Source organism: Paraburkholderia sp. J8-2, assembly GCF_905220195.1.
Taxonomy (GTDB): Bacteria; Pseudomonadota; Gammaproteobacteria; order Burkholderiales; family Burkholderiaceae; genus Paraburkholderia.
Genome location: NZ_CAJMZA010000004.1, coordinates 1 through 17,025 on the forward strand (window position 1 = coordinate 1; position 17,025 = coordinate 17,025).

Annotated in this window: 13 protein-coding genes and 1 pseudogene; 4 read left to right on the forward strand and 10 right to left on the reverse strand. The window is 63.7% G+C overall.

Annotation, left to right across the window (positions count from 1 at the left end):
* The 4 genes and pseudogenes from U5A52_RS11310 to U5A52_RS11325 form a co-directional block, all read left to right on the forward strand.
* A pseudogene (locus U5A52_RS11310) lies at window positions 1-278 on the forward strand (hypothetical protein); the annotation flags it as partial.
* A 329-nt stretch (window positions 279-607) separates the two neighbouring features.
* Complete coding sequence (locus U5A52_RS11315; protein WP_321934990.1) at window positions 608-2,032, forward strand: MFS transporter; 1,425 nt, start codon at window positions 608-610, stop codon at window positions 2,030-2,032.
* Window positions 2,033-2,053: 21 nt separating this feature from the next.
* Window positions 2,054-3,253: a CoA transferase gene (locus U5A52_RS11320; protein ID WP_321934991.1), complete on the forward strand. Its 1,200-nt coding sequence runs from the start codon at window positions 2,054-2,056 to the stop codon at window positions 3,251-3,253.
* Window positions 3,254-3,256: 3 nt separating this feature from the next.
* Window positions 3,257-4,099, forward strand: coding sequence for a citryl-CoA lyase (locus U5A52_RS11325; RefSeq protein WP_321934810.1), 843 nt, complete (start codon window positions 3,257-3,259; stop codon window positions 4,097-4,099).
* A 73-nt stretch (window positions 4,100-4,172) separates the two neighbouring features.
* Here U5A52_RS11325 and U5A52_RS11330 read toward each other — a convergent pair whose 3' ends face one another.
* The 10 genes from U5A52_RS11330 to U5A52_RS11375 form a co-directional block, all read right to left on the reverse strand.
* Window positions 4,173-4,943 (reverse strand): IclR family transcriptional regulator, encoded by a 771-nt coding sequence (locus U5A52_RS11330; protein WP_321908599.1) that lies wholly within the window; start codon window positions 4,941-4,943, stop codon window positions 4,173-4,175.
* A 122-nt stretch (window positions 4,944-5,065) separates the two neighbouring features.
* Complete coding sequence (locus U5A52_RS11335; RefSeq protein WP_199272081.1) at window positions 5,066-6,073, reverse strand: substrate-binding domain-containing protein; 1,008 nt, start codon at window positions 6,071-6,073, stop codon at window positions 5,066-5,068.
* Window positions 6,074-6,108: 35 nt separating this feature from the next.
* Window positions 6,109-7,206 (reverse strand): ABC transporter ATP-binding protein, encoded by a 1,098-nt coding sequence (locus U5A52_RS11340; protein ID WP_321934811.1) that lies wholly within the window; start codon window positions 7,204-7,206, stop codon window positions 6,109-6,111.
* 9 nt (window positions 7,207-7,215) lie between these two features.
* Window positions 7,216-8,145, reverse strand: coding sequence for a carbohydrate ABC transporter permease (locus U5A52_RS11345; RefSeq protein WP_321908604.1), 930 nt, complete (start codon window positions 8,143-8,145; stop codon window positions 7,216-7,218).
* Entirely contained in the window at window positions 8,142-9,086 is a 945-nt protein-coding gene (locus U5A52_RS11350; RefSeq protein WP_321908605.1) for a sugar ABC transporter permease, read from the reverse strand. The genes U5A52_RS11345 and U5A52_RS11350 overlap by 4 nt, the downstream gene beginning before the upstream one ends.
* Window positions 9,087-9,094: 8 nt before the next feature.
* A complete protein-coding gene (locus U5A52_RS11355) occupies window positions 9,095-10,333 on the reverse strand; it encodes an ABC transporter substrate-binding protein (protein ID WP_321908606.1) in 1,239 nt (412 codons plus the stop codon).
* Window positions 10,334-10,547: 214 nt separating this feature from the next.
* Window positions 10,548-11,951 (reverse strand): GH1 family beta-glucosidase, encoded by a 1,404-nt coding sequence (locus tag U5A52_RS11360; RefSeq protein ID WP_321934812.1) that lies wholly within the window; start codon window positions 11,949-11,951, stop codon window positions 10,548-10,550.
* 208 nt (window positions 11,952-12,159) lie between these two features.
* Window positions 12,160-13,836 carry a SulP family inorganic anion transporter gene (locus U5A52_RS11365; RefSeq protein ID WP_321934813.1) on the reverse strand — a complete coding sequence of 559 codons (1,677 nt, stop codon included), beginning with the start codon at window positions 13,834-13,836 and terminating at the stop codon, window positions 12,160-12,162.
* Window positions 13,837-14,030: 194 nt separating this feature from the next.
* Window positions 14,031-15,755: a SpoVR family protein gene (locus U5A52_RS11370; RefSeq protein WP_321934814.1), complete on the reverse strand. Its 1,725-nt coding sequence runs from the start codon at window positions 15,753-15,755 to the stop codon at window positions 14,031-14,033.
* Window positions 15,752-17,020, reverse strand: coding sequence for a YeaH/YhbH family protein (locus tag U5A52_RS11375; protein WP_321908613.1), 1,269 nt, complete (start codon window positions 17,018-17,020; stop codon window positions 15,752-15,754). The genes U5A52_RS11370 and U5A52_RS11375 overlap by 4 nt, the downstream gene beginning before the upstream one ends.
* Window positions 17,021-17,025 lie beyond the last annotated feature (5 nt).

A 17,025-nucleotide genomic window follows, 5' to 3' on the forward strand; every position in this document is an offset into this window, starting at 1 on the left:
CTTCGAGTGCGGCGTGCTCAACGGCCGAGTCGAACCCGGCAGCACGGTCGCCATCGTCGGGTCAGGACCGATCGGGCTGGCCGCGCTTTTGACCGCGCAGTTCTATACGCCCGCGCAGATCATCATGATCGACATGGACGCCAACGGTGTGCGCCGGACGGATCGATCCGAACCGGCTGATCACGCATCGCTTCGCGTTCGACGACATGCTCAAGGCCTATGAGACGTTTTCGCAGGCGGCCAGCACGCACGCGTTGAAGGTCATTGTCGAGATGTGATGTGGAGTTTTCGATGTTTGCGAACATCTTAAAAAAGTTGATAATTTATCTTATGTAAACTTATATAATCCACGTGTGGCACTGCTTGTCAGCAGTTCCCGCACCCCCTGTCACTGAGCCTCCTCAATGTGGCCCCATGTGACGCCTGCAGGCTAACCTCTCCCTGAGCGCTCGCGCCGCGGCCCCCTTAGTAAAAGCCCTGGTCGGTTGGCTCGACGCCGCGCAGTATTATCGAGTCACATTTTCAGAACGTAGTTCTATCAGATAGAACGAAGACGCGTAATACACGTAACCGAAGAGTTCAGGAGAGTTCAATGTCCAGCCTGCCAATCGGAGCGACGCGCGCGTCGCTCCGGGACGATGCCGCCGCGCCCGCCACCGCGGCCGAGATCAACGCGCGCATTGACCGCCTGCCGGCCACGCGCGCCATCTGGACGCTCGTGTTCCTGCTTTCGATGGGCGGCTGGTTCGAGTTCTACGACCTGTTCTTCACGGCCTACGTCGGCCCAGGCCTCGTGAAAAGCGGTCTCTACTCGACCACCACGGCTTCGTTCTTTGGGTTCTCGGGGCTCGGTGCCTTCGTGGCGGCCTCGTTCGCGGGGCTTTTCATCGGCACGTTCTGCCTGACGAGGCTTGCCGACCGCTATGGCCGCCGCACGCTGTTTACGGCGTCGCTGCTGTGGTACTCGGTGGCGACCTGCATCATGGCGCTGCAGACGAGCGCACCCGGCATCAACCTGTGGCGACTCATCGCCGGCATTGGCGTGGGGGTCGAGCTCGTCACCATCGACACCTATGTGAGCGAACTCGTGCCCAAGCACATGCGTGGCCGCGCGTTCGCGTTTGTGCATCTCGTGCAGTACACCGCGGTGCCAGCCGTCGCTTTGCTCGCGTGGTGGTTCGTGCCGCGCGCGCCGCTCGGTTTCGATGGCTGGCGCTGGGTCGTGATGTTCGGGGCGTTCGGTGCGCTCATCGCCTGGGCGATCCGCCGCCGCGTGCCCGAGAGTGCACGCTGGCTCGCGCAGCGCGGCCGAACCGAGGAAGCCGCGCGCATTCTCGCCAGGCTCGAAGCGAAGATCGAGGCGCAGTCCGGGCGCCCGCTGCCCGCGCCTGTCGTGGAACTGGCCGGCGCGCAAACCGTCAGTCAGGCGCGTTTCGCCGAAATCTGGCAACCGCCGTATCGCCGCCGCACCATCACGCTGCTCGTGTTCAATCTGTTTCAGGCGATCGGCTTCTATGGCTTTGCGTCGTGGGTGCCGACCCTGCTCGTTTCCAAAGGCATCACGGTCACACACAGCCTGCTCTACTCGTTCGTGATCGCCGCCTCGAATCCGTTCGGCCCGCTGCTCGGCATGGCGATTGCCGACCGCATCGAGCGCAAGACGCTTGTCGTGCTTTCGGCGCTCGCGATCGCCGTGTGCGGCACGCTATTCGCCATGCAGACTTCCGCCGGCATGCTCATGTTCCTCGGCGTCCTGATCACGCTCGGCGGCACGCTGCTTTCCGTCGGCTATCACGCGTACCAGGTCGAGCTGTTCCCCACTCGCATGCGCGCCACGGCCGTTGGCTTCGTGTATTCGATGTCGCGCCTTTCCGCGATGTTCTCCGGCTTCATGATCGCGTTCGCGCTACGTCACTTCGGTGTGCCAGGCGTATTCGCGCTCATCACCGGCGCAATGATCGTGGTGATGGCGGCTATCGGCATCTTCGGGCCGCGCACGAAGAATCGCGCGCTCGACGACATCTCCCGCTAATCTTTTGAATACGAGACTTCAATCATGCTTCCGTTAGCCGGCGTGCGCGTCCTGGATCTGTCGAATGTGCTCGCGGGTCCGTTCTGCGCCTATCAACTCGCGCTCTTCGGCGCCGAAGTCACCAAGGTGGAACATCCTGAAGGCGGCGACCTCGCCCGGCGTCTGGGTGCCGACAAGGACGCTGCGGCGCGCAATATGGGCGCGTCGTTCGTGGCCGTGAACGCGGGCAAACGCTCGATCACGCTGAACCTGAAAGACCCGCGCGGTAAAGCCATCTTGCTCGATCTGGTGCGCCACGCCGATGTGCTCGTCGAGAACTTCCGGCCCGGCGTAATGGACCGCCTCGAACTTGGATACGATCAGTTATCCAAAGTGAATCCGGCGCTGGTCTACTGTGCCATTTCTGGTTTCGGCGACGAAGGCGAGCTGTCGCGCCGCCCTGCTTACGACCAGATCATTCAGGGCATGTCTGGCGTGATGAGCGTAACCGGCGACGCGCAGAGCGCGCCGCTGCGCGTGGGCTATCCCGTGTCCGATACGGTGGGCGGCCTCACCGCTGCGTTCGGCATCTGCGCGGCACTCGTCGATGCGCGCGCGAGTGGCCGCGGGCGGCGCCTCGATGTTTCGATGCTCGAAGCCACGCTCGCGACCATGGGCTGGGTCGTGTCGAACTACCTGAACGCAGGCGTGGAGCCCGCGCCGATGGGTAACGAGAATTTTACGGCCGCGCCCTCGGGCACGTTCCGCACCGGCGCGGGTCTGCTCAATATCGCTGCGAATGAAACGCGCCAGTTCGAGAGCCTGTGCGAAGTCATTGGCCGCCCCGACCTGCCGCACGATGAGCGATTTTCCGCGCGCCATACGCGCAAGCAGTATCGCGAAGCGCTCAAGGCCGAGATCGAAGCCGCACTCGCGGCAGACAGCGCGGCCAACTGGGAAACGCGTCTGCTCGAGCGCGGCGTGCCGGTGGGGCGCGTGCTCTCGGTGCCCGAAATCCTCGCGCATCCGCATCTGGCCGAACGGCGCTTCATACGCGAGTTCGAGGCAGTTCAGGGCGAAGCGGCACAGCGCGTGACACGCGCGGGCCTGCGGCTCGCCGATGCCGACGCTGCACCCGCCACGCCCGCACCAACGCTTGGCGCTCACACGCGCGAAACGCTTGCACAACTCGGCTACGAGGCCGCCCAAATCGACGCCCTGCACCACGACGGAGTGATCTGAACCATGTCGACGACGAACACCACCCCACCCGATCTCGCCGCCCTCTGCGCCGACTACTGGAGCACCTCGATCACCGACATCCATCCGGGCTCGATCAAGGTGCGCGGCTATCCGATCCAGGAACTGATCGGCAACGTGAGCTTCCCGCAGATGATCTGGCTGATGCTGCGCGGCGAACTGCCCGGCGACGAGGAGGCCACGCTGCTCGAAGCCGCGCTCGTGGCCTCGGTCGATCACGGGCCGCACGCACCGTCGATCGCGATCTCGCGCATGGCCACGAGCTGTGGCCTGCCGATCAATGGCGCCATGGCATCGGCGCTCAACGCACTCGACGACGTGCACGGCGGCGCAGGCCAGCAGGCGGTCGAACTCTATGCCGACATCGCCGCGCGTATCGTGGCAGGCAGTCCGTTCGATGCAGCGGTCGAGGCAGGCGTGGACGAGTTCATCGCCGTTCACGGCAAATATCTGCCGGGCTTCGGCCATCGCTTTCATCCTGTCGATCCGCGCGCCGGGCGCTTGCTCGCGCTCGTCGATGCGCGCGCGGCGTCCGGCACGATCAAGGGCCGCTATGCGGCGATAGCACGCGGCATCGAGGCTTTGCTGAAAAGACGCAAGGACCGGCCCGTGCCGATGAATATCGATGGCGTCACGGCGGTGATCTACGCGGAGCTGGGGTTCGCGCCGGAACTGGCGCGCGGCGTATTCTGCCTCTCGCGCGCGGTGGGCATTCTCGCGCATGCGTGGGAGCAACGCGGACGCGGCGAGCGTAACAAAGGACCCATGCCGCGCCAGATTGCCTATGCCTACACCGGCGCGCCGGAGCGGCATCTGGAGCAGTCCTGATCAATACACAGTGAAGGAGACCGCATGCAAGCTGCGGCCAAGCCCGCGGTGCTCCCGCTAGCTCGGTGCGGACTCAGGCGTCCTGGCGCGCACGCGCCGCGTGCGCGCTTCGGGCGGCGCGCAGCACGCGCGAGTCGCCGCCGAGCGCGTCGGTAGCGCGTATCGCGCAATCGAACAACGCATCGAGATGGCGCTCGATGAATGCCCCGTCGATGCGCGAACTCGGTCCGGCGAGCGTGAGCACGCCACGCAACGTCTCGTGAATGCCGAACACGGGCATGGACACGCCCGCGGTCTCGCGGTCGCGCTCACCGATCGATATGCAGTAGAAGTCGCGCCGAATGCTTTCGAACGGCTCGCCCGGCTCGCCGCCGAACGCGAGCAGTGCGTGCCCGCCTGAGCCGCTCTCCAGCGGCAGGACGTCCCCTTCGCGCACGTGGTGGCGCACCACATGGTGTGAATCGACGCGATGCAGGCACACGCGCACCGCGTTGTCGCGCACGTAGAACGACACGCTCTCCCCGCTCGCCGCGGCCAGCTCGCGCATGAGCGGCAGCAGAATGTCGCCCATGTTGAGACTGCGCTGATAGAGGGCGCCCAGCGCGAACGTGGCGGGGCCGAGCTGATAGCGTCCGTCGTCGAGGCGCAGCAGCAGGCGATGTTGAATCAGCGCGCCGGCCAGCCGCAGCAGCGTGCTTTTATAGAGACCCGTGCGCGCCGCGAGTTCGGCGAGCGTGAGCGCGCTATCTCCGGGGCGAAACGCGAACAGGATGGCACACGCGCGGTCGATGACAGCGACGCCTTCTTCTTTCTTGACCGTACCAGCCGGATCTTGCGCGGGCATGAATGGCAAACGTGGGGATGGGGAACGCGTTCGATTTTACGCGACTTGCTACTACCCTGGGGAGGCTCCCCATCCTCATCTTCACCGCTGTCGCCCGACGCATGCGCCCCGGCCGGCTGGCGTCACTTCACCCGCGCCACCGAGTCGCGCAATGTCACGCTAACCGGGAAGGTGCGCTCGATCGGCCACTGCGTGCCGTAGCACTGGTTGATAAGCCAGCGCACCGCGTTGCGCGTGAGTTCGGCGGTGGGAATGTGCACCGAGGTCAGCGCCGGCGCCATATAGGCGGCTGAATAGTCGTCGTCGTAGCCGATCACAGAGACGTCGTGGGGCACGCGCAACCCGGCCTGCTGCAGGCGCGCGAGCGCACTCATGGCCATCGTGTCGTTCGCGCAGAAGAGCCCGGTGAAGCGGTGTTTGCGCTCGAGGAGCGTGCCGGCCGCCACGTAGCCGCCTTCGGGCGAGAAGTCCGACACGATATGCGGCACGGTTCTGCGCTCGATGCCGTGGCGCGCCAGTTCGGCGAAAAAACCGTGCAAACGCGCCGCATTGTCCGACGAGGTGGACGGGCCGCCGATGACCGCAAGCTCGCGATGGCCGTGTTCGATGAGCGTGCGCGCAGCCATCTCGCCGCCGTGAAAGTGATCGGCGCAGAACGATGCTTCGGGCAACTGATCGAATGCTCGATTCAGGAACGCCATGCGCGGGTGCATGGCGTGCAGCATCTGCAGGTCGTCGTCGTACAGATCGTGGCTGATGACCACCACGCCGTCGCAGTCGCGCCCGATCAGGAAGCGCACGGCCTCGATCGCCTGCTCGCGCGGCGAGGCTTCGCCGCAGCCCGTGGCCACCACCACGTGGCGCCGCACGGCGCGCAACTGCGTATCGGTTTCCTTCAGGATGGTGCCGTAGTACGAGCCGAAAAAAGTCGGCACGAAAATGCCGATGATGCCGAGCGACTTCGTGGCCATCGCCCGGCCGATGGACGAAGGCCGGAAATTGAGCTGCTCGATCGCGGCCTGCACGCGCGCGGCCGCCTCCGCCGACACCGGACCGTTGCCCGATATCGCCCGCGAAGCTGTTGAAAGGCCCACGCCGGCCAGCGCCGCCACGTCTTTCAGGGTCGCCACGTTCCTGGTCTCTCTCTTGTTGTCGGTAATGTCCATCAAATTCGTGCGCCGGTTTCTTCGTCAAACAGCGAAACGTGCGCCCCGTCGATGGAGAACGGCACTGCCGCCCCACTTGCGAGTGGCGTCTTGTCCTGATCGATCGATGCGATCTGCCCCCCTTGATGCTCGATCCACAGTACACGATGATTGCCCATTGGCTCCACGAGCGTCAAGCGCCCTTCCCACGCGGCCTCGTGCGGGCGCACCGCGCCCCCCGCGCGCACGTCCTCGGGGCGCACGCCGAGCACGCAGGCGCGCGTTGGATCGGGTGCGCCCTTGAACGCGTAAGCCGAAACGTCCACGTCGAGGCCCTGCCCGCGGAAGCACAGCCGGCCTTCGTCGGCTTCGAGCCTGCCTCGCAGCAGGTTCATCGGCGGCGCGCCGAGAAAGGTCGCGACGAACAGGTTCTCGGGGCGAGCGTAGACTTCCGCCGGTGTGCCGAACTGCTGGATCGCCCCGCCCTTCATCACCGCCATGCGTGTGGCGAGCGTCATCGCCTCGACCTGGTCGTGCGTCACGTAGATCATCGTCGCCCCGAGTTGCTGGTGCAACTGCTTGAGCTCGCGGCGCAACTCGGTGCGCAACTTGGCGTCGAGGTTCGAGAGCGGCTCGTCAAACAGGAACACGTCTGCCTCGCGCACGAGCGCGCGCCCGATTGCCACGCGCTGGCGCTGGCCGCCCGAGAGCTGCGCGGGCTTGCGCGAAAGCAGCGGTCCGAGCTGCAGCATGTCGGCGGCGCGCTTCACACGGCGGTCAATCTCCGCCTTGGGCGTGCCGTTGATACGGAGTGCGAACGAGAGATTGCGCTCCACGTTCATGGTCGGATAGAGCGCGTACGACTGGAACACGAGCGCCACGCCCCGATCCTTCGGGTCGGCCCATGTCATGTCCTCCCCGCCGATCTCGATGCTGCCGTCGGTCACGTCGACGAGGCCCGCGATGCTGTGCAGCAGCGTGGACTTGCCGCAGCCCGACGGCCCGAGCAGCACGACGAACTCACCTGCGCGCACGTCGAGATCGAGTTCGTCGATCACCGTGTTCGCGCCGAGGTCGATGCGCAGATTGCGTACGGAAACGTTCGTGAGATTGCCCATGCCCTGCTCCTAGCCTTTCACCGCGCCCGAGGCGATGCCGCGGACGAACCAGCGCCCGGAAATGAAATAGATTGCGAGCGGCACGGCCGACGTGAGAATCGTCGCGGCCATGTTGACGTTGTAGATACGCTCGCCGGTCGTCGTGTTGATGATGTTGTTCAGTTGAACCGTCATCGGCAGATTCTTCGTGCCCGCGAACACGAGGCCGAGAATGTAGTCGTTCCAGATGCCGGTGACCTGCATGATGATCGCCACGACGATAATGGGCACCGACATGGGCAGCATGAGCTGCAGGAAAATGCGCCAGAACCCGCCGCCGTCGATGCGCGCGGCCTTGAACAGTTCCTGCGGCAAGGACGCATAGTAGTTGCGGAACAGGAGGGTCATGACCGGCATGCCGAAGATCGTGTGAATCAGCACGATGCCCGGCAGCGAGCTGAAAAGATGCACGAAGGCCAGCACGCGCACGAGCGGGTACACCATCACCTGCACGGGAATGAAGGCGCCCGCGAGCAGAATGCCGAACAGCACGCCCGCGCCGCGGGGCCGCCAGAACGACAGCGCATAGCCGTTCACCGCTCCCACGGCGATCGAGAGCACAGTGCTCGGCACGACGATGCGCACCGAATTCCAGAAACCCACCTGAATGCCGTCGCAGTCGAGGCCCGTACAGGCGGAGGACCACGCATCACGCCACGGCGCGAGCGTAAATTGCGCCGGCAGTGCGAGCAGATGACCAAGACGGATCTCACTCATCGGCTTCACCGAGGTCACGACCATCACGTACAGCGGCAGCAGGAAAAAGAGCGCCGCCGTTAGCAGAAACACGTAGACGCCGAGCCGCGCGGGCGTGAAATGCTTGCGGGGCTTGCGCCTCGATTGCGCCGCACGCGCTTGGGTGGGCGCGGGACGCAGCGAGTCGGCCACAGGCGTGCTCATGCGCGGTCTCCTTTGAGCGCTGCGCGGCTGCGCGCGTAGAAGAACGGCGCAAGAATCGCGAGCACGGTGGCAAGCAGCACGATCGATGCTGCCGAAGCCAGCCCGATGTTCGCGCGGTTGAACAGGTAATCCATGATGAATTTCGCGGGCACTTCGCTCGCGGTGCCGGGGCCGCCCTGGGTCATCGCGACCACGGCGTCGTAGAGCTTCACCACCATCACGAAGAGCAGCACGAACGCGGTGGAGAGCGAGGTTTTGAGCATTGGCACGACAATGCTCGCGTACACGCGCCAGCGCGGAATGCCGTCGAGGCGCGCGGCCTTCCAGATCTCCTCGTCGATGCCGCGCAGCCCCGCGAGCAGGAGCGCCATCACGAGGCCCGACGCTTGCCACACCGTGGCGATCACGAGCGTGTAGATCGCAAAGCGCTGCGTGACGATCCAGTCGAAGCGCGCATGCTCGAAGCCCATCTGCCGCAATACGGCCTGCACGCCGAGTTCCGGATTGAGGATCCACTGCCATACCAGACCCGTTGCGACGAACGACATCGCGTAGGGGTAAAGAAACACCGTGCGTAGCGCACCTTCCGCGACGACGCGCTGGTCGATGAAGATCGCGAGCAGAAGCCCGATCACGAGGCACGCCACGATAAAGCACGCGCCATAGATCACGAGATTCTGCAGCGACAGGATCCAGCGGTCGTTCTGGAAGAGCCGCACATACTGCGTCACGCCCGCGAACGTGTTGGTCGGCAGCGAGCGCGAGAAGCTGAGCGAGACGCGCGCTGTGAACAACATGGTGCCCAGATACGCGAACAGGACCGTCGCCGCCATGGGCGCGAGCGCGATCCAGGCGGCGAGCGAGAGCCGCCGTCGCACGGGGCGCACGCTACGCGCTTGCCCCGCTTGACGTTTGGCCGGATGCAGCTTGGCGGCGTACATGATGGCGCTCAGCTCTTGATTGCGGACGCGAAAGCCTTCTGCGCGTCTTCGGCCGACTGGTTCTTGTTCCAGAAGTTCGTGATGACGTCCTGGAGCGCGCCCTGGACATCAGGCGGAATCAGCATTTCCGGATTCGGCAGTTGCCGCGACTTGTCCTTCATGATCGCCATGCCCTCCTTCGCGCAGATGTCGAAGCCCGAGGTGTCCACGTCCGGGCGGATCGGGATCGAGCCCTTGCGCTGGTTGAACGCTGCCTGCGGTCCCGGCGACGTCATGACCGTCGCCAGCAGTTGCTGTGCCTTGACCTGCTCGGCGTTGTCGGTCTTCGGGAACACGAACACGTCGCCCGCGATCATGTACGGCGAATTCTTGAAACCGGGAAAGCATCCGAAGTCCTTGCCCGCCACCTGGTTCGCCGCCGAGAACTCGCCCTTGGCCCAGTCGCCCATGATCTGCATGCCCGCCTTGCCGGAAATGACGAGCGCCGTGGCGTCGTTCCAGTTGCGGCCCGGCGAGCCGGGGTCGACATAATTATGCAACCGCTTGAAGGTCGTGAGCACGTTGCGGAACGCAGGCGAATTCACGGCGTTCGCGTCGCGGTCGCGGTAGACCTTCATGTAGAGATCGCGGTCCATGTCGGCGAAGATCGCGTCGAAGGTGATCTTCTCCTGCCACGCCTGGCCGCCCAGTGCGAGCGGAATCAGGCCTGCCGCCTTGAGCTTGTCGAGATCGGCGAAAAGCTCGTCGAAATTCTGCGGTTCACCCTTGATGCCGGCCTTCGCGAAAGCGGGCTTCGAATAGAAGAACCAGTCCTGCATGTGGATGTTCACGGGCGTTGCGTAGTAATGCCCGTTGATGCGGATCGCATTGACGATCGACTCGGGGAAAGTTCCGCCCCAGTTCTCCTTCGTCGCGACCGCATCGACATTGTTCAGGAGTCCCTGGTCGATGAGATCGTGAAACTGCTTGGACGTGTTGAACTGCGCGGCGGTGGGCGGATCGCCGCCCACGATGCGGTTGATTGCCGTTGCACGCGCCTGATCCGCACCGGCGATCGCATTGTCCACCCACTTGCCACCCGCCTGATCGTAGGCAAGCGCGAACTGCTTGATCGCGGCCGACTCGCCGCCCGAAGTCCACCAGTGAATCACGTTGGCTTTGAGCGGCTCCGCGGCGTTGGCCGCGAGCGCGCCGGCCAGCGCGAGAGCGGCCACGATGCCGCGCAGAACGGGTGCGTTATGCTTCATTGCGTCTCCTGTCGATCCGGAGCGGGCGCGCCGCGCTTGAACCGGTCCCGCGCAGGGCTCCGGTTGCTCCGGGTTGGTCTGCAAAAGCTTATGGTTGGAAGTTTCGCGGCCACGGCGCGTCTTGCGGCATGCCCGAGCGTCGCATGCCATGCCGTGGTTGTCACACTAGTTGTTGCCCTTGCCCGGGAACCCTGTCGAACACCCTGAAGCGTTTTCAAGCACCTTCGAGCGCGCGCCGCTGCGCGATGAAATGCGCGATGAGTTCCGCGCTGCGCTTGGGCGTGCGAACCTGCGTGTCGTAGTCGACATGCACGACGCCAAAGCGGCGCTCATAGCCGAACGCCCATTCGAAGTTGTCGAGCAGCGACCACACGAAATAGCCGCGCACGTCCACACCGGCCTTGATTGCGGCGTCCACGGCGGCCAGATGGCGCTTGAGGAACGAGATGCGTTGCGTGTCGTTCACTTCGCCGTCGCTCACGCGGTCGTCCGACGCCATGCCGTTCTCGGTGATATAGATGGGCGGCAGGTTCTCATAGTTGCGCCCGAAACCGATCAGCAGGTCGCGCAGACCGTCGGGGTGAACCTCCCACCCCATTTGCGTGCGCTCGACGTCCTTCAGCGGCACTTCGACAAAGCCGTGCGCGCCGTCGCTCTTCACGTTGGTGCGGAAGTAATAGTTGATGCCGAGGAAATCGAGCGGCGCCGAGATCGTCTTCATGTCGCCTTCGAGCACGAGCGGCTCGGTGCCCGGCCACAACTCGAACAACTCTTCCGGGTACGCGCCCTTGAGCAGCGGATCGAGAATCCACGCGTTGTGCTGCACTTCGAAGCGGCGCGCGGCGCGCACGTCTTCCGGCGACGAGGAGTCGGGCGTGCCGCGCCCCACGTTCGCGACGATCCCCTTGGTCGAGCCCGGGTCGTTCGCGCGCAGCACGTTGGTGGCAAGTCCATGGCCGAGCAGCAGGTGATGCATGGCCTGCGTGGCGTAGCGGCCGTTCGCGAGGCCCGGCGCGTGATGGCCGTTGCCGTAGCCGAGGTACGCCGAGCACCACGGCTCGTTGAGCGTCATCCAGGCGTCGACGAGGCCGGAGAGTTCGCGGCTCATGAGGTCCGCGTAGTCGGCGAAGCGGTACGCCGTGTCACGGTTGAGCCAGCCACCGCGATCTTCCAGGTGCTGCGGCAGGTCCCAGTGGTAGAGCGTGGCGAAGGTGCGCACGCCCTTCTCCTTCAGGCGCTCCAGCAAACGCTTGTAGAACGCGATGCCTTTGGCATTGGGCCGTCCCGCCTCGTCCATCACGCGCGGCCATGCGATCGAAAAGCGATACGCCTCGAAGTTCAGGCTTTCGAGCAGGTCGAGGTCGGCTTCCCAGCGGTGATAGTGGTCGCAGGCCACGGCGCCCGTGTCGCCCGCGAGCACTTTGCCGGGCGTTGCGCTGAACGTGTCCCAGATCGACGGCAGGCGGCCGTCCTCGTGGATCGCGCCTTCGATCTGATACGAAGCCGTGGCCGCGCCCAAAAGGAAGTCGCTGCGCCACAGTGCGGAGCTGGCGGGCGGAGTGAACGGATCGTCGGCGACTGCGGCGTCGGCATGCGGCAATGCGGTGTCCTGATTCACGAAATCTCCTGCGCGGGAATCACCGGCGTATGCATTCTGGGCAGCCGGATCGGGTTGGAGTGGAAGCGCTTCCACAGCGCTTGAGGCGCACAATAACAGTGGCCAAATCCAACGGACAATCGGGGTTTTTCTGTACCTTTTTATGTAGCTGCTTCACATGTTTTTCGCACTACAGCGCTTTTCGGCTTGTAGCATGGCTACACGAGCGCTACGCATTCGAGCGCGACTCCAGATCGGGCCGCACCGCTGCCAGTGCCTCGTGCAGCGTCGGGAAGATATTCGCACGCCCGACCACAGGCGTGATGCCGTGCCGGTCCATATCCGAAAGCAAATAGCGGTTCACGCGCCCGAAAATCACCTTCACGCCGCGCTCTCCGAGCTCCGCGCAAAGGTCGATTACGGCACGCCCCGCGGAATAGTCGAGATCGGTAATCGCACCCGCATCCACGACCACGCAATGCACCGGTGTCGGCGCCCGATCGATCAGCGCGCGCAGTTCGTCGACGAACAGGTGGTCGTTCGCATAGAACAGGTCCGCACCGAAGCGATAGACGATCAACCCAGGCGCCGTAAGCTGACCGGCTTGCGCGGGTTCGGGCAGCCAGTGCCCCTCTTCGTTTGGCACGAGCACCATGGTGTGCGGCCGGTAGCTATGGCGCACGTGGCGCAGCAATGAAAGGCCGATCGCGATGAGGATGCCGTTCTCCACGCCGATCACGACAACGCCAAGCGCCGTGATCACCGCAAGCCGGAATTCGCCGGGGCTTTCGCGGCGGATATCGATCAGCTGGCGAATGTTCACAAGCCCCACGGCAATCGTGAAGACGATCGCAGCCAGCACGCAGTGCGGCAGGTACTGCAGCAGGCGGCTGAAGAACAGCAGCACGACGAGCACGACGCCTGCAAACACGAGCTGCGCGAACTGGCTGCGCGCGCCCGCCTGATCGGCCATGGCGGTCTGCGTGAGGCTGCCGTTCACGACGAAAGCGCCGCTGAACGAAGCCGCCGCATTGGCCGCCGCGAGGCCGAGGAGATTGGCGTCCTCGTCGGTGCGCTCGCCGTAGCGTTCGGCAAACGCGCGGCTCGTGGCGGCGCTCTGCGCAACGATGATGACGAAGCACGACGCGGCCACCTGCAGCAGGTCGATCATCTGGAACCAGCCCACGGCGGGAAAGCTGATGTGCGGCAAGCCACCCTGCACCGGGCCGATCACGGAAATGCCATGGCCCGCGAAGTTCAGTACGGCGCTCGCCGCGATGCTTCCCACCACCGCGACGAGCGGCACGGGCCAGCGCGGGCGCAGCTTCTTGAAAACCAGGATCGCGGCCACGACGGCCACGGCGATGGCGAGCGTCGCCCAGTGAATCGTGCCCAATTGCGTCACGATCTGCTTGATCTGCAGGACCGTGCGGCGCGAATTGACAGTAATGCCAAGCATGTCGCCGAGCATGGCCACACCGACCTGCACGCCCACACCCGTGAGAAAGCCGGCGAGCACGGTGCGGGACAAAAAGTCCGCGAGAAAGCCGAGACGGAACACACGTGCGATCAACAACAGCACGGCCGTGAGCAAGGCGGTCATGCCCGCGAGTGCGACGTATTCATCGCTCGAAGGCGCCGCCATGGTCGTGAGACGGCTCGCGAAAATGGTGGCCGTGGCGGAGTCGGCGGCGACGACGAGGTGACGCGACGCGCCAAAGAGCGCGAATGCAACGAGCGGTAAAAAGCCCGTGTACAAACCGGTGACGGCAGGCATGCCCGCGATGCGCGCGTAGCCAAGCAGTTGCGGCACGTTCATCGAGGCGAGCTGCACACCGGCAAGCGCGTCGCGCAATGCCGACGCGCGAGAAAGCGGCCGTACGCCGCGAAACAGTTCAAACGCCATACGCCATCCTTTCGAAATCCGCCTCTACGTGCGGTGTTTTTTTGCTGCGGGTTCACTGGCGCAGTATGTTAGCGCGCGTGGACGTTCCGGGACGTGTTCGATTGCAACGTCGTTGCACGCGCATCAATGAAAGAGGCCAGCCCGCAGGCTGGCCTCATGACTTATACGCTCAATCGCGTAACGCAGCGAGATGGCTATACCCGAATCGGCGGCGGCATATAGCGGCATTCATAGCGTTTTCGGACCGTGCCGTTTTCGTCCACGCTTTCGAGGAACACGTCGAACTGCCAGAGGCGCGCCATGTGGCGCAGCACTTCGTCGGTGTCGCCCGAAAGATGGCGGTTATCGCTCATGAAGTGACGCAGCGTGAGGCTGCGATCGCCGCGCGTGTTGACCGACCACACCTGGATATTCGGCTCGCGGTGATGCATGTCGTACTGACGCGAAAGCGCCTGGCGCACGTACTGATAGCCACTGTCGTCGTGGATGGCCGAGACTTCGAGCGCGTCGCGCATGTCGTCGTCGAGCACCGAGAAGAGCCGCATTTCACGGATCAGATGCGGCGACAGATACTGCGCCACGAAACTCTCGTCCTTGAAGTTGCGCATGGCATAGTGCAGCGCCTTGAGCCACGGACTGCCGGCCAGTTCCGGAAACCACTTGCGGTCCTCCTCCGTGGGGTTCTCGCAGATGCGGCGAATGTCGCTCATCATCGAAAATCCGAGCGCATATGGGTTGATGCCGCTGTAATACGGCTTCGTCACGGGCGGCTGATAGATCACGTTGCTGTGCGAATGGAGGAACTCCATCATGAAGCCGTCTTCGAGCTTACCCTGCGTATAGAGCGTGTTGAGCAGCGTGTAATGCCAGAACGTGGCCCAGCCTTCGTTCATGACCTGGGTTTGCCGCTGCGGGTAGAAGTACTGCCCGATCTTGCGCACGATGCGGATGACTTCCCGCTCCCACGGCTCGAGCAGCGGCGCGTTCTTTTCGGCGAAGTACAGCAGGTTTTCCTGCGGCTCCGGCGGAAAGCGTTCGTCGAATTCCTCGGCAACGGGCATTTGCTGCTTGGGCAACGTGCGCCACAGCTCATTGACCTGGGACTGCAGATAAGCCTCGCGTTCCCGACGCAGTGCTGCCTCGCGTTCGAGAGAAAGCTTCTGCGGCCGTTTATAGCGATCTACGCCGTAGTTCATCAGCGCGTGGCACGAGTCGAGCAACTCTTCCACGCGGTCCAGACCAAAACGCTCCTCGCACTCGGCGATGTAATTCTTCGCGTAGACGAGGTAGTCGATGATGGCGTGCGCATCTGTCCATAACCGGAACAGATAGTTGCCCTTGAAGAACGAGTTGTGCCCATACGCGGCGTGCGCGATCACGAGCGCCTGCATCGTCATGGTGTTTTCTTCCATGAGATACGCAATGCAGGGATTGGAGTTGATGACGATCTCGTACGCGAGACCCATCTGGCCGCGGCGATAACTCTTTTCGGTGGAGAGAAAGTGCTTGCCGAACGACCAGTGGCGATAGTTCACCGGCATGCCGACGGACGCATAGGCGTCCATCATCTGCTCGGCGCTGATCAATTCGAGCTGGATGGGATAGACGTCCAGTTCATATTGCTCTGCAACATGAGAGATATGTGTGTCGTACTCCTCGATAAGTTCGAAGGTCCAGTCGGAGGGGCACGGCAACGGCCGTTTGTCGGCTACGTTCATTTGCACTTCCCTTTGCTGGGCGAGCCCATGCTCCTTGTGGCGAGCAGCCCCGGCGGCAGTTCCGGGCGCTTCGGCGTCTTCGCGGTAATCGGGCTTGTGCTCGTCACCTTGTTCGCCATGATGCCCTTTTTCGTGGCCGCTCGTCTTCCGGCGCTCCGGCTGGTAGCCGCGCGCCTCATTGTGCAGGTGGCGTGTCGTCATGAGTGCTCCACCTGCTTTTCGAAAAGCTCCCGGAACACCGGGTAGATGTCCGCCGCGGTGTCGACTTTCTTCATCGCCAGATGCGGTTCGGTGAGTGCGAGCTGCGCGTATTCAAGCCAGAGGTTCTGCTCCTCGGGCGTCACCTGAATATACGCAAAATAGCGCACCTGAGGCAGTATGTCATCCGCAAGAATCTTGCGGCATTTGGGTGAATCGTCAGTCCAATTGTCGCCGTCCGAAGCCTGTGCGCCATAGATATTCCAGTCGCTGGGCGAATAACGGTCCTCGATCACTTTTTTCATCAGCTCCAGCGCGCTCGACACAACCGTGCCGCCGCTTTCGGTGGAATGAAAGAAGGTGTCCTCGTCCACTTCCTCGGCGCGCGTGTGGTGACGAATGAAGACCACCTCGATCTTTTCGTAATTGCGCTTGAGGAACAGGTACAGGAGGATGAAGAAGCGCTTGGACAGGTCCTTGCGCTGCTCGTCCATCGAGCCTGACACGTCCATCAGGCAGAACATCACAGCCTGGCTCGACGGTTGCGGCTGCTTCACGCGATTCACGTAACGCAGATCGAACGGGTCGATGAACGGAATGCGCCAGATGCGCCCGCGCAGGTGATGAATCTGCTCTTCGAGCAACGCGATCTCTTCGCGCCGGTCGGCCGGGTCGGCCTTGAGCGCTTCGAGCTGTTCTTCGAGGTCGTGCAGTTCGTTCACGAGCGGCGCGCCGAGCGCAATGCGCCGGCCGAGCGCACTGCGCAGCGAACGGACGACGTCGATGTTGTTCGGCGTGCCCTCGGCGGCCCACCCCGCGCGGATGCTCTTCCACGTAGGCACGGCCATGAGATGGGTTTTGACGAGGCGCGGCAGTTCGAGGTCGTCGAAGAAGTACTGCATGAATTCTTCGCGCGAGAGTTCGAACACGAAGTCGTCCTGACCTTCGCCCTCGTTGCTCGCCTGGCTGCCGCCACCGCCTCCGCCGCCCTGTGGGCGCGGAATGCGGTCGCCGCGAATGTAGTCCTCGTTGCCTGGGTGAACCATTTCACGCTTGCCGCCCGGGCCGTGCCGGAACGACGGCTCCGCAATGTCCTTGCGCGGAATGGTGATGCTCTGGTTACTCTGTATGTCCTTGATGCTGCGGTCACGCACCGCTTCCGAAACGGCGTGACGAATATAGTTCTTCACACGGCGCAAAAAGCGCTCGCGATTGGCAATACTCTTGTTCTTTCCGGCCAGCCTGCGGTCGATGATTTGATGAAGCACATCTA

Coding starts and splice junctions, on each gene's coding strand:
- U5A52_RS11350 (WP_321908605.1), bottom strand. CDS start 9,086: ATGTACGCCGCCAAGCTGCATCCGGCCAAACGTCAAGCGGGGCAAGCG.
- U5A52_RS11370 (WP_321934814.1), bottom strand. CDS start 15,755: ATGACGACACGCCACCTGCACAATGAGGCGCGCGGCTACCAGCCGGAG.
- U5A52_RS11355 (WP_321908606.1), bottom strand. CDS start 10,333: ATGAAGCATAACGCACCCGTTCTGCGCGGCATCGTGGCCGCTCTCGCG.
- U5A52_RS11365 (WP_321934813.1), bottom strand. CDS start 13,836: ATGGCGTTTGAACTGTTTCGCGGCGTACGGCCGCTTTCTCGCGCGTCG.
- U5A52_RS11340 (WP_321934811.1), bottom strand. CDS start 7,206: ATGGGCAATCTCACGAACGTTTCCGTACGCAATCTGCGCATCGACCTC.
- U5A52_RS11325 (WP_321934810.1), top strand. CDS start 3,257: ATGTCGACGACGAACACCACCCCACCCGATCTCGCCGCCCTCTGCGCC.
- U5A52_RS11345 (WP_321908604.1), bottom strand. CDS start 8,145: ATGAGCACGCCTGTGGCCGACTCGCTGCGTCCCGCGCCCACCCAAGCG.
- U5A52_RS11330 (WP_321908599.1), bottom strand. CDS start 4,943: ATGCCCGCGCAAGATCCGGCTGGTACGGTCAAGAAAGAAGAAGGCGTC.